General features: G+C 56.7%; 19 protein-coding genes and 1 tRNA gene. 6 read left to right on the top strand and 14 right to left on the bottom strand.

All coding sequences use genetic code 11. The annotated features are described in order from the left end of the window. The 13 genes from rplE to rplC form a co-directional block, all read right to left on the bottom strand. Positions 1–204 (bottom strand): 50S ribosomal protein L5 (rplE, locus tag NCN04_RS03365; RefSeq protein ID WP_250395173.1); only part of this gene is annotated, 204 nt, incomplete at its 3' end. A 49-nt stretch (positions 205–253) separates the two neighbouring features. After that, positions 254–610, bottom strand: a complete 357-nt coding sequence (gene rplX / locus NCN04_RS03360; protein WP_048347903.1) for a 50S ribosomal protein L24 — start codon at positions 608–610, stop codon at positions 254–256. Between the two features lies 1 nt (position 611). Next, positions 612–977 carry a 50S ribosomal protein L14 gene (rplN, locus tag NCN04_RS03355; RefSeq protein ID WP_006854818.1) on the bottom strand — a complete coding sequence of 122 codons (366 nt, stop codon included), beginning with the start codon at positions 975–977 and terminating at the stop codon, positions 612–614. Continuing rightward, positions 974–1,240, bottom strand: a complete 267-nt coding sequence (rpsQ, locus tag NCN04_RS03350; RefSeq protein ID WP_048347904.1) for a 30S ribosomal protein S17 — start codon at positions 1,238–1,240, stop codon at positions 974–976. Before rpsQ ends, rplN begins: the two co-directional genes overlap by 4 nt. 19 nt (positions 1,241–1,259) lie before the next feature. After that, a complete protein-coding gene (rpmC, locus tag NCN04_RS03345) occupies positions 1,260–1,469 on the bottom strand; it encodes a 50S ribosomal protein L29 (RefSeq protein ID WP_048347905.1) in 210 nt (69 codons plus the stop codon). Between the two features lie 2 nt (positions 1,470–1,471). Beyond that, a complete protein-coding gene (rplP, locus tag NCN04_RS03340) occupies positions 1,472–1,939 on the bottom strand; it encodes a 50S ribosomal protein L16 (protein ID WP_048347906.1) in 468 nt (155 codons plus the stop codon). Positions 1,940–1,955: 16 nt separating this feature from the next. Next, a complete protein-coding gene (gene rpsC, locus NCN04_RS03335) occupies positions 1,956–2,687 on the bottom strand; it encodes a 30S ribosomal protein S3 (RefSeq protein WP_011618394.1) in 732 nt (243 codons plus the stop codon). Between the two features lie 21 nt (positions 2,688–2,708). Then, positions 2,709–3,074: a 50S ribosomal protein L22 gene (gene rplV, locus NCN04_RS03330; protein ID WP_048347907.1), complete on the bottom strand. Its 366-nt coding sequence runs from the start codon at positions 3,072–3,074 to the stop codon at positions 2,709–2,711. A 4-nt stretch (positions 3,075–3,078) separates the two neighbouring features. Further along, the gene (gene rpsS, locus NCN04_RS03325) at positions 3,079–3,354 is read right to left on the bottom strand and encodes a 30S ribosomal protein S19 (protein WP_006854824.1); all 276 of its coding nucleotides are present in this window, start codon (positions 3,352–3,354) and stop codon (positions 3,079–3,081) included. Between the two features lie 35 nt (positions 3,355–3,389). After that, positions 3,390–4,253, bottom strand: a complete 864-nt coding sequence (gene rplB / locus NCN04_RS03320; protein WP_011618396.1) for a 50S ribosomal protein L2 — start codon at positions 4,251–4,253, stop codon at positions 3,390–3,392. Between the two features lie 15 nt (positions 4,254–4,268). Then, on the bottom strand, positions 4,269–4,571 hold the full coding sequence (locus NCN04_RS03315; protein ID WP_011618397.1) for a 50S ribosomal protein L23: 303 nt from the start codon (positions 4,569–4,571) through the stop codon (positions 4,269–4,271). Next, positions 4,564–5,199 (bottom strand): 50S ribosomal protein L4, encoded by a 636-nt coding sequence (rplD, locus tag NCN04_RS03310; RefSeq protein WP_048347908.1) that lies wholly within the window; start codon positions 5,197–5,199, stop codon positions 4,564–4,566. The genes NCN04_RS03315 and rplD overlap by 8 nt, the downstream gene beginning before the upstream one ends. Next, the gene (gene rplC, locus NCN04_RS03305) at positions 5,199–5,855 is read right to left on the bottom strand and encodes a 50S ribosomal protein L3 (RefSeq protein ID WP_048347909.1); all 657 of its coding nucleotides are present in this window, start codon (positions 5,853–5,855) and stop codon (positions 5,199–5,201) included. The genes rplD and rplC overlap by 1 nt, the downstream gene beginning before the upstream one ends. Positions 5,856–6,245: 390 nt before the next feature. Between rplC and NCN04_RS03300 the strand changes: the two genes are divergently transcribed. The 6 genes from NCN04_RS03300 to recA all read left to right on the top strand — a co-directional run bounded on the left by NCN04_RS03300 (position 6,246) and on the right by recA (position 11,719). Next, positions 6,246–6,707, top strand: coding sequence for an NAD(P)H-quinone oxidoreductase subunit N (locus NCN04_RS03300; protein WP_048347910.1), 462 nt, complete (start codon positions 6,246–6,248; stop codon positions 6,705–6,707). A gap of 8 nt (positions 6,708–6,715) precedes the next feature. Continuing rightward, positions 6,716–7,747 (top strand): Light dependent period protein LdpA domain-containing protein, encoded by a 1,032-nt coding sequence (locus NCN04_RS03295; protein WP_250395172.1) that lies wholly within the window; start codon positions 6,716–6,718, stop codon positions 7,745–7,747. Between the two features lie 66 nt (positions 7,748–7,813). Next, complete coding sequence (locus NCN04_RS03290) at positions 7,814–9,457, top strand: AAA ATPase domain-containing protein (protein ID WP_250395171.1); 1,644 nt, start codon at positions 7,814–7,816, stop codon at positions 9,455–9,457. A 107-nt stretch (positions 9,458–9,564) separates the two neighbouring features. Continuing rightward, a tRNA-Gln gene (locus NCN04_RS03285) sits at positions 9,565–9,636 on the top strand. Positions 9,637–9,652: 16 nt separating this feature from the next. After that, positions 9,653–10,417: an HAD family hydrolase gene (locus tag NCN04_RS03280; protein WP_250395170.1), complete on the top strand. Its 765-nt coding sequence runs from the start codon at positions 9,653–9,655 to the stop codon at positions 10,415–10,417. Between the two features lie 153 nt (positions 10,418–10,570). Continuing rightward, positions 10,571–11,719, top strand: a complete 1,149-nt coding sequence (gene recA, locus NCN04_RS03275; RefSeq protein ID WP_048347914.1) for a recombinase RecA — start codon at positions 10,571–10,573, stop codon at positions 11,717–11,719. On the opposite strand, the gene NCN04_RS03270 is transcribed toward recA, so the two are convergent. After that, positions 11,716–12,066 (bottom strand): DUF1815 family protein, encoded by a 351-nt coding sequence (locus NCN04_RS03270; protein ID WP_250395174.1) that lies wholly within the window; start codon positions 12,064–12,066, stop codon positions 11,716–11,718. The genes recA and NCN04_RS03270 overlap by 4 nt on opposite strands. Positions 12,067–12,076: the final 10 nt, after the last annotated feature.

Raw genomic sequence — 12,076 nt, 5'->3', positions numbered from 1 at the left:
TCTGGTAATAACAACTTTTTGGCCAGTGATTTGGGCCAATTCGTTCACCGAAGCCTCGAGGGACTTTGCATTGGTGGCTGCTTCGCCGAGTCCGCGATTAACGGTGACTTTCAGCACCTTGGGAACTTCATGAATGTTGGAGAGACTCAAATCTTTCAGCAATTTTGGCTGAATGGTCTCCCGATAGCGCTGTTTTAGTGACATGGCTGGGGGAAAGGACTTCTGGGCTTGGTCAGAAGAGCAATTGAGGTGATCAGTCGATCACTTCGCCTGTTTTCTTAAGGCGGCGCTTTTTGCTGCCGTCTTTTTCGGTAATCAGTTCAATACGACTGGCAACCTTTTTGGCGGTGGAATAGAACATCACGTTGGAAGCATGCAGTGATGCTTCTTCAGTGACAATTCGTCCAGTTTCACCTTCCTGTGTGGGCTTGACGTGACGAGTTCTCATATTGAGTCCCTCCACGATCACTCGGTTTTCGTTAGGCAAGGTGCGCAGGACTTCTCCTGTTTTGCCTTTGTCTTTACCTGCAATCACCTGAACGGTGTCACCTTTACGAAGACGCATCTTGATGCGCTCAGCTGGGGCAGATTTGGATGTTGCGGTAGCCATTTCAGATCACCTCCGGAGCGAGGGACACGATTTTGGTGAAACTGCGTTCACGCAATTCACGGGCAACAGGTCCAAAGACCCGAGTGCCTTTGGGATTTTTGTCGTCGTTGATGATCACGGCTGCGTTGTCATCAAAACGAATGGAGTTCCCAGTATCTCGACGCATGGTGGCTTTGGTTCGAACCACAACGGCCTTGACGATGTCCGACTTTTTGACACCCATGTTTGGCATCGCATCTTTGACGGTGGCAACGATCACGTCACCAACGTGTGCATAGCGGCGATTGGTGCCGAGAACACGAATGCATTGGATGCGTTTGGCGCCACTGTTGTCAGCAACAGTGAGGAATGTTTCCTGCTGAATCATTTAGACACCTCCTCAGCTTTGGGGCTTTGACTGAGGACTTCAGCAATCGCCCAGCGCTTGTGGCGGCTGAGTGGACGCGTTTCGGTAATCCGGACACGGTCACCAACACAGCAAGCGTTGTCTTCGTCGTGGGCTTTGTAGCGGGTGGTGCGGCTGACCGTCTTTTGATAGATGGGGTGGGGGAAGCGGTTCTCCACCGCCACAACCACCGTTTTGTCCATCTTGTCGCTGACGACGGTGCCGACCCTTTCTTTGAGTGCCATGGAAGGTTCTCCTTAAGGATCAGGAAGCAGCGGAGCGCTTGCGCTCCGATTGCACCGTCAGCAACTGAGCCAGTTTGAGACGGCTCTCCTTGAAGCGGTGCGTGTTGCCCAGCTGGCGGGTGGCCTGCTGGAATCTGAGTTCGAACAATTCGCGGCGGAGGCCGTCGATTTGATCAGTGATATCTGCGTCAGACAATTGGCGCAGATCTGTAGCAGTAGGACGTGCCATGGTCAGGACTCCACGGTTGAAGAGGCAGCAGCGTTAGTGCCGGCTGGCTGTTCCTGTTCATCGAGAGTGATGAACTTGGTTTTTAGAGGGAGCTTGTATTGCGCAAGGCGCATTGCTTCCTTCGCAATCGCAGGGGTGATTTCATCACCGCCCATTTCAAACAGAATCCTGCCGGGCTTGATCACAGCAACCCAGAATTCTGGGTTGCCCTTACCTGAACCCATTCGGGTTTCGGCGGGGCGCATGGTGACGGGCTTGTCAGGAAAAATTCGAATCCAGATTTTTCCGCCACGTTTGACGTAGCGGGTCATGGCACGGCGGCTGGCTTCGATTTGACGCGAAGTGATCCAGCCGCATTCTTGGGCTTGCAACGCAAACTGACCAAAGGCAATGGTGTTGCCTCTAGTTGCGACGCCGCGCATGCGACCTCGCTGTTGTTTGCGGAATTTGACTCTTTTGGGACTCAGCATGATTTAGGCCTCCGGTTCAACCCTCGTTTGAGCGGTCTTCGAACTGTTGGGGCCTCCGACCGGCCCGACGGCGGGGATTCGCTCCCACCGGGATCTGCTGCTGGGAGTCGTCGCTCAAAACCTCTCCCTTGAAGACCCAAACCTTGATGCCCAGAACGCCATAGGTCGTGCTGGCCACTTTGGTGGCGTAATCAATTTCGGCGCGAAGGGTGTGCAAGGGCACACGTCCTTCACGAGTCCATTCAGTACGTGCGATTTCAGCACCATTCAGGCGTCCGCTGACTTGGATTTTCAGGCCAAGGACGCCGGCGCGTTGAGCGCGCTGTACGGCCATGCGGATGGTGCGGCGGAATGCCACGCGTTTCTCGAGTTGCTGAGCGATGTACTCAGCCAGAAGGAATGCGTCAGCATCCACACGCTCCACTTCAACCACGTTGATCCGGACCTGACGGCTCGAATCACCAACGGTTTTTTGGATGCCGCTGCGAAGATCTTCAATTCCGCTGCCTTGACGACCAACCAGCACACCGGGGCGCGCTGTTTTGAGCTCAACCTCAAGTTGATCAGCTTTGCGGGCGATCAGCACATCGCTGATGCCGGCTGAGCCGTACTTCTTGTGGATGAACTTGCGAATTCGATCGTCCTCTTGCAAGAGGGCGGGATAACTTTTGCTGGATGCGTACCAGCGTGACCGGTGCTCCTGGGTGATCCCCAGGCGTAAGCCGGTTGGATGGATTTTGTGTCCCATTCAGACGGTGTGCTCGGGGGGTCAGGAGTCGGTCTGAGCTGCCACAGCAATGCTGATGTGGCAGGTCTGTTTTTTGATCGCGAAGGCGCGACCTTGAGCGCGGGGCCGGTACCGCTTCATGGATGGACCCATGTCAGCGCTGGCCTGGGAAATGACCAAGGTTGCTGGGTCAAGTCCAAGGTTGTGCTCGGCATTGGCTACGGCGGAGCGAAGCACTTTCGTGATCGGACCGGTTGAGCGGTAGGGCATGAACTCGAGCATGATCAGCGCGTCGCGGTAGGTGCGGCCACGGATTTGATCGAGTACACGACGCACCTTGGAAACGGAGCCGCGAATGAAGCGGCCGTGCGCTTGGGCAGTGGTTGCCGTTGGGGATGACGTTGTCATGGTCTCAGCGGCCTCCTTTCTTGTCTTTGATGTGGCCCTTAAAGGTGCGTGTGGGTGCGAATTCACCCAATTTGTGCCCCACCATTTGCTCAGTCACGAAGACTGGTACGTGGGTTCTGCCGTTGTGAACGGCAATGGTATGGCCGATCATCATCGGCAAAATTGTGGAGGCCCTGGACCACGTCTTGATGACTGACTTGTCGTCAGCCGCGTTTTGCTTTTCAACCTTGCGAAGAAGGCTGTCAGCAATAAATGGGCCTTTTTTGAGAGAACGTCCCATGGCGGATTAAGCGAACTGCAAAGCGGTGAGTGACATCAGGAATCGCGTCCGCCACGGCTCCGCTTGGACGTCTTGCGACGTTTCCGGAGGACGAACTTGTTGCTGGGCTTGTTCCGCTTGCGGGTTTTGAGGCCCAAAGCGGGTTTGCCCCAAGGGGTGACAGGTCCCGAGCGCCCAATGGGTGCACGGCCTTCACCACCACCATGAGGGTGATCGCAAGGGTTCATCACGCTGCCTCGGACCTGAGGACGACGCCCCAGCCAACGGCGGCGACCAGCTTTGCCCAAGCTGGTGTTGCGAATTTCAGCGTTGCCCACTTCGCCAAGAGTGGCGAAGCACTCACGCCTCACAAGGCGGACCTCAGTGGAGGGGAGTTTGAGGGCGACGTAATCGCCCTCTTTGGCCATGACCTGAGCACTTGCTCCTGCGGTTCGAACCATCTGACCACCGCGTCCGGCATAAAGCTCAACGCAATGAACGCTTGAACCGAGTGGGATGGCTGAGAGCGGCATGGCATTGCCGATCTCGATCGGCACCTCAGTGCCTGACACCACTGTTTGGCCGATGCTGATCCCAGCCGGAGCCAGGATGTAACGCTTTTCGCCATCAGCGTAAAAAAGCAGGGCCAACCGCGCATTGCGGTGTGGGTCGTAGTGGATTGCAGCCACCTTGGCGGTGACGCCATGCTTGTTGCGACGGAAGTCGACCAAGCGGTATTGGCGCTTATGACCACCTCCGCGATGACGGCAGGTGATCACACCACGATTGTTGCGTCCTTTGCGGCGGTGTTTCGACACCACCAAGGAGCGTTCCGGCTTGCGGCCGGTGACTTCACTGAAGTCTGTGACTACCCGGGTTCTGGTACCGGGGGTGTAGGGGCGGAAAGTACGAATTGCCATGACGATTCAGCCCCCTCAGGACTCAGGGAAGAGTTGGATGGAGTTGCCCTCGGCCAGACGCACCACTGCTTTCTTCACTTGAGCGCGCTTACCGGCAAAACGGCCGATGCGACGACTCCTGCGTGGAGGATTCATGGTGCTAATGCCCGTGACCTTGACATCGAAGAGCTGTTCGACTGCAGCCTTGATGTCGGGCTTGGCGGCTCGATGGTCCACCTCAAACGTGTACTGGTTTTGTTCCAGAGCACGGGTGGCCTTTTCAGTGATCAGCGGGCGGCGGATCACATCGGCCAGACGTCCGGTGAAGCGCTCAGTCATCGCCGTAGACCTCCTGAATCTTTGCGAGTGCGTCCTCGCCCACAACCAGCTTGTTGGCGTGGAGCAGATCGAAGACGTTGAGTTGGTCGGCTGCGATCAACTTCACGGTTTCCAAGTTCCGAATAGAGCGGCGCACCGCTTCGGAGGGATTGGTGAGGATGATCAAAACCTTGCTCGTGGCGGAAACGTCAAGTCTCCCCAGAGCATCGATGATCTCTTTGGTCTTCGGAGTCGTCAGAGTGGTTGCGAAATCCTTCACCACCACTAAATCCTCAATACGCGCCATCAGCGCAGTACGAAGGGCTGAACGACGTTCCTTGCGGTTCATCGCAAGGTTGTAAGACCTGGGCTTGGGTCCAAAAATGATGCCGCCACCTGGACGCAGTGGAGTGCGGACGGAACCCTGACGCGCGCGGCCCGTACCTTTTTGCTTGTAAGGCTTGCGTCCACCACCTCTCACCTCTGATCGAGTGAGGGTGCTTGCGGTGCCTTGACGGCTGTGGGCCTGCTGACGCAGCACTGCGCGATGCATCAGATCAAGGGCACTGGCTTCTTTCGCAACCTTTAAGTCAAGGCTTGCGTTGCCAGCTTCTTTCCCTTGCCAATCGCGAACGATGCAATTAGCCATCACTTACCTCCTTTAGCGGGCTTGGCGCCCACCCGGTTTGCGGGACGGATGTTCAGCAGTGAACCAGGTTTGCCCGGAACAGAACCTTTCACCACGAGAAGGTTGCGATCGCTGTCAATTTTCAGGATCGTCAAACCACGGGTTGTGATTTTTTTGCCGCCGTAGCGACCGGACATCCGTTTGCCTGGATAAATCCTGCCTGGCGTAGTGCCGGCACCGATTGAACCGGGTTGGCGATGATTTTTGGAGCCGTGCGTCATTGGCCCACGACTGAAACCATGGCGCTTTTGCAGACCAGCAAAGCCACGACCCATGGTGTCGCCACTGACGTCTACTTTCTGACCAGCCGCGAAGTCACCGACGGTGACGGCGCCACCTAACTGAATCCCATCGAGGTCGTCGACGCGATATTCACAGAGGTGACGAACGAGGTCCTCGCCAGATTTGGCGAGATGACCTTTCGCTGGTTTGTTGATCAGCTTTTCGCGAATCTCGCCAAAACCGATCTGTACGGCTTGGTAGCCGTCAGTTTCTGAACTTTTGAGCTGGGTGATGCGGCAAGGACCCGCTTCGATCAATGTGACCGGAACGGCTTTGCCTTGCTCGTCGAAGAACTGGGACATGCCCAACTTCTTCCCAAGAATGCCGATAGACATGGAGGTAAGAACGCCAGCGTGAACAACCGCTTATTCACTAAAGGAATGAAGAGGCCTGAGAGGGCGCTGATCGTATTAACGCAGTCATGACCGTCATCGTCTCGCTCGTGGCGAAGAAGAAGGCGGGTTGGAGCTAGCGAGCGAATCAGCTGGCTGAGACTTTCCGTGCAAAGGATTGCTCGGTGAGTTTCTCGGCAGTCACACCAACGAATTGATGAGACGGCGCTGGCCTGGGGATCCGGCGCATACGCCGAACCTGCTCTGCGATCTGGAGGCCCGGCTAGCGGACGGGCACAGTTCAACAGTGCAAACAAAGACACTACAGCATTGCGATCAAGTCCCTAACTGACGACGTTTAACTGCCAGAATCTCGTTATTCGATCCAATTTCATGCCGCTGCTGCTGTCTGGTCGTGGTTTCCGCCGTGAGCTGGAGTCGGCAGGTTGTATGGCAGTTTTTGCGCCCCTCGAGGGTGGTGCTGAAACGCGTTTGTTACGCCGATTGCGTGGTGCTGGCTACCGCACACAGCTTTCGTCTGCCCGCGGTTTGGGCGATCCAGAGGTGTTTTTGTTTCAAAAACATGGGATCCGCCCCCCCCATCTTGGACATCAAAGTGTTGGCCGTGGTGCCGCTGTGGGCGAGGTCCAGGAGGTGATGCCACTGCTCGGTGAGTTGATGTTGGGGGCTAAGCCTGTTGTCCTATGGCTTCTTGAAGGTCAGGTGTTATCCCGCTCCGAGTTGTCGGCACTGTGTGATCTTTGTCGCCGTGAGCCCCGTTTAAAAGTGGTTGTGGAAATGGGTGGCGCTCGAAGCCTTCGCTGGCAACCCATGAAGAAGCTTTTGAGCAACTGAATCTCACTGTGAATGCTGCTCCTCAGAGAGCGGATGCCGGAGAGCTGGCTCTGGCGAACGGATCCTGGGTCAAGTTGATTTGTGGCGCCAGTAATCAAGACTTGGCGACCATCGGCGATCTTTGTGCGCTCTTTGCGGTCGCAGGAGTTCATTGCGTGGATGTGGCAGCTGATCTTGCTGTTGTGCGTGCTGCCCGCGAAGGACTCGATTGGGCCTGGGAGCGCATAGGGCGCCGCCCCTGGTTGATGGTGAGTGTGAGTGATGGACATGATGCCCATTTCCGTAAGGCAGTTTTCGATCCAGGCCTTTGCCCTCCCGATTGTTCGCGGCCTTGTGAGCGGGTCTGTCCAGCCGATGCCATCCGTGCCTCTGTAGGGGTTGATGAACAGCTTTGCTACGGGTGCGGTCGCTGTTGGCCTGCCTGCCCGCCCCAACTGATCCAATCCTTGGATCGTCGGGTGGGCCTGAATGATTTGGCTTCTCTGCTTCACGACTTACGTCCCGATGCTTTGGAAATACACACGGCCCCCGGTCGCCTGAATGCTTTTCAGGCCACTCTTGAACAGGTTCGTCTTGCCGATGTTCCCCTTCGGCGGCTGTCCGTGAGTTGTGGCCTTGAAGGCCATCAGGTCACGGTGGAGTCGCTTTCCAAGGAACTGTGGCAGCGCCATCAGGCCTTGCGTGCGTTTCAACAACGCCCGCTTTGGCAGCTTGATGGTCGTCCCATGAGTGGAGATCTTGGCGTTGGAACTGCCCGGGCAGCAGTTGGTCTGTGGGAGCGGCTCCATCGCTTGGCACCGCCCGGTCCATTGCAGTTGGCCGGTGGAACCAACACAGCAACACTTGGTTTGCTCTTACAAGACGGCAGGGCGATGGGACCTGCTGGTGTTGCTTTTGGTGGGGTGGCCAGGACCCTCGTTCAACCCTTTTTTCAAGCGGCGCAAGACCGGGGATGTCGTTTGCGCGACTGGCCGGATGGCTGGGCTCAGTCACTTCGAGCTGCTCGCACGTTGATTGCGCCTTGGTTGCGTCGTAGCTGATCGGACACCGACCCAGTGTTCCTCTTGCTATGAATGTTTGCGGTCCGACTGTTGGCCGAGTGAGCCATGACGACCGAGCGCATTACCGACGACTTAAACCGACTCGTCTCTTTGCTTCCTGCAGAGCTCCAAGCCTCGTTGGCCTCAACGGAGTCAAGAGATCAACTTCTTGAGGTTGTGCTCGACCTTGGACGTGTTCCTGAAGCTCGTTATTCCGGTTGGTCCACCGCTCTCGGAAGCACCAGCGTGACCCATGCTGATCTGCAGGCCATGGTGGAACGTCTGGGCCAGTTTGGTTCCGACAACAGGGCGGGCATTGAGCGAACCTTGCATCGCATCAGTGCCATTCGTAATCGTCGAGGTGAGGTCGTGGGTCTGACCTGCCGAGTAGGGCGTGCTGTTTTTGGGACGGTGGCGATGGTGCGCGATCTTCTCGATAGTGGTGAATCGTTGCTGCTGATGGGCCGGCCCGGTGTCGGTAAAACCACGGCCTTACGCGAGATCGCTCGCGTTCTTGCCGATGACCTGGGAAAGCGTGTCGTTGTGATTGATACCAGCAATGAAATTGCGGGGGATGGTGATATCCCCCATCCCGCCATTGGTCGAGCGCGGCGCATGCAGGTGGCTCGGCCAGAGCTTCAGCATCAAGTGATGATTGAGGCAGTGGAAAACCATATGCCCGAGGTGATCGTTATTGACGAAATCGGCACCGAATTGGAAGCGCGTGCAGCCCGCACGATTGCTGAACGGGGGGTGACCTTGGTGGCGACAGCGCACGGAAATGCCCTGTCCAACCTCATTAAAAATCCAACCTTGTGCGACCTCATTGGTGGCATTGAATCCGTCACCCTTGGCGACGATGAGGCTCGCCGTCGACGCAGCCAGAAAACGGTGCTCGAACGGGCGGCTGAACCCACTTTTTCAATGGCCGTGGAGATGCACAGCCGCAGTCGCTGGGCTGTGTATCGAGAGGTGGGAAGGGCGGTTGATGCATTGCTACGCGGCCAAGTGCCCAGTCCTGAAGAGCGGAAGATGGCTGCAGATGGACGCGTTCTTCGGGTTGAACCCCAGTTGTCTACCTCGCTCCTAAGGCGCCCATCCTTGGCGCCGGTTCCGTTACCAAACCCCCTTGAGCCCACTTCATTGCAACCCGTAGGAATGGGTTCTGCGCAGTTAGAGCTGAAGCCGTCTCAGGCGCCTTCCAAGATGTTTCAGGTCCTTTGTTGTGGTCTGAGCGAGCAACGTCTTGATGAAGCGGTTCGACGTCATGACTGGTCTGTTCAGGCGGTGGATGATCTCGTGCAGGCTGATGTGGTGTTGAGCGTTCGCCAAGGACTCGGTCGTCAACCTGAACTCCGTCGTCAAGCGAGAGAAGCTGGCGTGCCGATTTTGGTGATTAAATCCGACACTCTTCCCCAAGTGGAGAGGGCATTGGAGCGTTTGTTGATGCGCCGAGATAGTGATTTGCCCCATCGAGACTCAGCGGACTGTGGTGATGGTGATGGTGATCAGTCCGACGCCTCTGCCGCTCTGGAGGAATGCCGTCTGGCCATCGAGCAGGTGGTGGTTCCGCAAGGCCGTCCCGTGGAGCTTCTTCCTCGCACCGAAGACGTGCGCCAAATGCAAGCAGACCTTGTGACTCGCTACCGCCTTCGCAGCGATGTGTATGGCACGAGTGGCCAGCGGCGATTGAGAGTGTTTCCACCCTGAATCAGGGATTCGTTGTGAGAGGTGGATTGACGAAGGTCACTATGTTGTGGGTAACTATGTATGCGCTAGCAGGGATCATCAGTTTGGTGATGCTGAGCTGGAGTCAATGGGCCGTCGCCAAGCGGTAAGGCAGCGGGTTTTGGTCTCGCCATTCCTAGGTTCGAATCCTAGCGGCCCAGTTTTTCCGGATTCCCGGTGTCGTTGCAACCCCTCCTCGTTTTCGATTTCGACGGGGTGATCCTCGACGGGATGGATGAATACTGGTCGAGTTCTCGAGCAGCTTGTCGATCCCTGCTTCAGGGGGTGTTATTGCCGGAGCAAACACCGACCAGTTTTCGTCACTTGCGCCCCTGGGTGCATCACGGCTGGGAGATGGTTCTGATCGCTGCATTGCTTCAAGAGTCAGACGGACCCTTTCAGCGTCTTGGTGTTGATGCTTTCGCCGCTGACTATGACCAACAGCTTCGAGCTGGTCTCGATCGGTTTGGATGGCACTCTTCGCAGCTACAAGACTCCCTTGAGCGGGTTCGTCGTCAGGCCGTGTCTGACGATCGTGCTGGCTGGGTGGCATTGCATCGGCCATTTGATGGGGTGCCTGAGCGTTTGTCGCGCTTGGAGGACGAGGGTGTGGCTTGGTCTGTGCTCACAACGAAAGGGCGTGATTTCACGGCTGAGTTGCTTGAGGCTTTTCAGCTTCGCCCCATGCGCCTTGATGGCAGAGAGTCCGGCCCAAAGCCTGAGGTGTTACTTCACTTGTGCCGCGAATGGGCGCTGAAGGGTTTTGTGGAAGATCGTCGGGCGACTCTTGAAGCTGTGTTGGAGACACCTGGGCTTGAAGGGCTGAAGTGCTTTTTGGCCGATTGGGGTTATCTGCGTCCGGCGGACCGAGAGGGTTTGCCTGATGGACTTGATTTGCTCTCGACCAGCAAATTTGCATCCCCCTTGGCGATCTGGCTCTGATTCGATAACGTACATGTGTACTAGATGAGACAAGTGGCGCCGGGCCGGGCACTGGATGATCTGTCCAGTGTTGATTCGACTTCAGTTTGCGGAGCTCCCGCCGGCTGAATTGGCGACCTGCGGCACCTGTTTGCTCCTTAACTGTTCATTGCTATGCCAGCCGACGTGAAAGCCGCTCAATCCTCTGCAGGAGATTCCCGTCCGGGCGAGAGGGACAAGGCCTTAGACCTTGTGCTCGGTCAAATCGAGCGAAATTTTGGAAAGGGCTCGATCATGCGTTTGGGGGATGCCTCCCGAATGCGGGTGGAAACCATCTCTACGGGGGCCCTCACTCTTGATCTCGCCCTTGGCGGGGGGTATCCCAAGGGGCGAGTGGTTGAGGTCTACGGGCCTGAGAGTTCAGGTAAGACCACGCTCACCCTTCATGCCATCGCTGAGGTCCAAAAGCGTGGAGGAGTGGCGGCATTTGTTGATGCTGAGCATGCCCTTGATCCTGTTTATGCGGCCTCTCTCGGCGTCGATATCGAGAATCTGCTGGTCTCCCAGCCGGATACGGGTGAGATGGCGCTTGAGATCGTCGATCAGCTGGTTCGTTCTGCTGCGGTCGACATTGTGGTGGTCGACTCTGTTGCTGCGCTGACGCCAAGAGCGGAGATTGAGGGAGAGATGGGGGATTTGGCTGTTGGAGCCCAAGCTCGCTTGATGAGCCAGGCGATGCGCAAGATCACTGGCAACATTGGTAAGTCCGGTTGCACGGTGATTTTCCTGAACCAGCTTCGACTGAAGATCGGAGTGACCTATGGCAATCCGGAGACCACAACTGGCGGCAATGCGCTCAAGTTCTACGCCTCGGTACGGCTTGATATTCGTCGGATCCAAACCCTCAAGCGTGGCACTGAGGAGTACGGCATTCGGGCGAAGGTGAAAGTGGCGAAAAATAAGGTGGCACCTCCGTTTCGCATTGCTGAGTTCGACATTTTGTTTGGGCGTGGGATCAGCACACTCGGTTGTGTTCTCGACTTGGCCGAGGAAACCGGTGTGGTGACGCGCAAAGGGGCCTGGTACAGCTATGAGGGCGACAACATTGGCCAAGGCCGTGACAACACCATCGGTTGGCTCGAGCAAAACCCTGAGGCCAAGGACGCCATCGAAGTGCTGGTGCGTCAAAAGTTGACCGAAGGATCGGAGGTGACGTCGAATTCGATGCGCCCTTTGGCTGCTGCAGCCCGCTCAGCTGCTGCCAAGCCTTCGGCTAAAACTGCTGACACAGTTAAAAAGTCAGTCGCTGATGGAGCCGCTTAGCGGCTCGCAATTTCAGGGGTGCTGCCCGTTGTGGAGCGCTCCTGTATGGAGCTGGCGATTCGTTGAAGTTCCTGAATGGCTTCTGCACCCTCAAATTTCACGAGTTCTCGTCCATTGCGGGATTCGACCCAACTGATCCCGAAGTCGGACACTAGAAAACCCACGAGATGTTGATCGCCGAGTTCGGCTACGAACGATGCGGTGTTGCCGTCGCGGCCATCTCCCTCATCGCAGCCATAGCAGGTGGCAACGATCTCTTGTTTTTGCAGGCTTGAGGCAAGGGCATGAAGGCTCATGACCAAGTCTTGGACGACGGAGCGGTACTGATCGGGAAGGCGTGAAAACATCACGGACGGC

Source organism: Synechococcus sp. MU1655 (assembly GCF_023630655.1).
Classification (GTDB): domain Bacteria; phylum Cyanobacteriota; class Cyanobacteriia; order PCC-6307; family Cyanobiaceae; genus Synechococcus_C.
The sequence above is the reverse complement of the archived record's forward strand: the minus strand, read 5'-3'. Positions and strand labels throughout refer to the sequence as shown.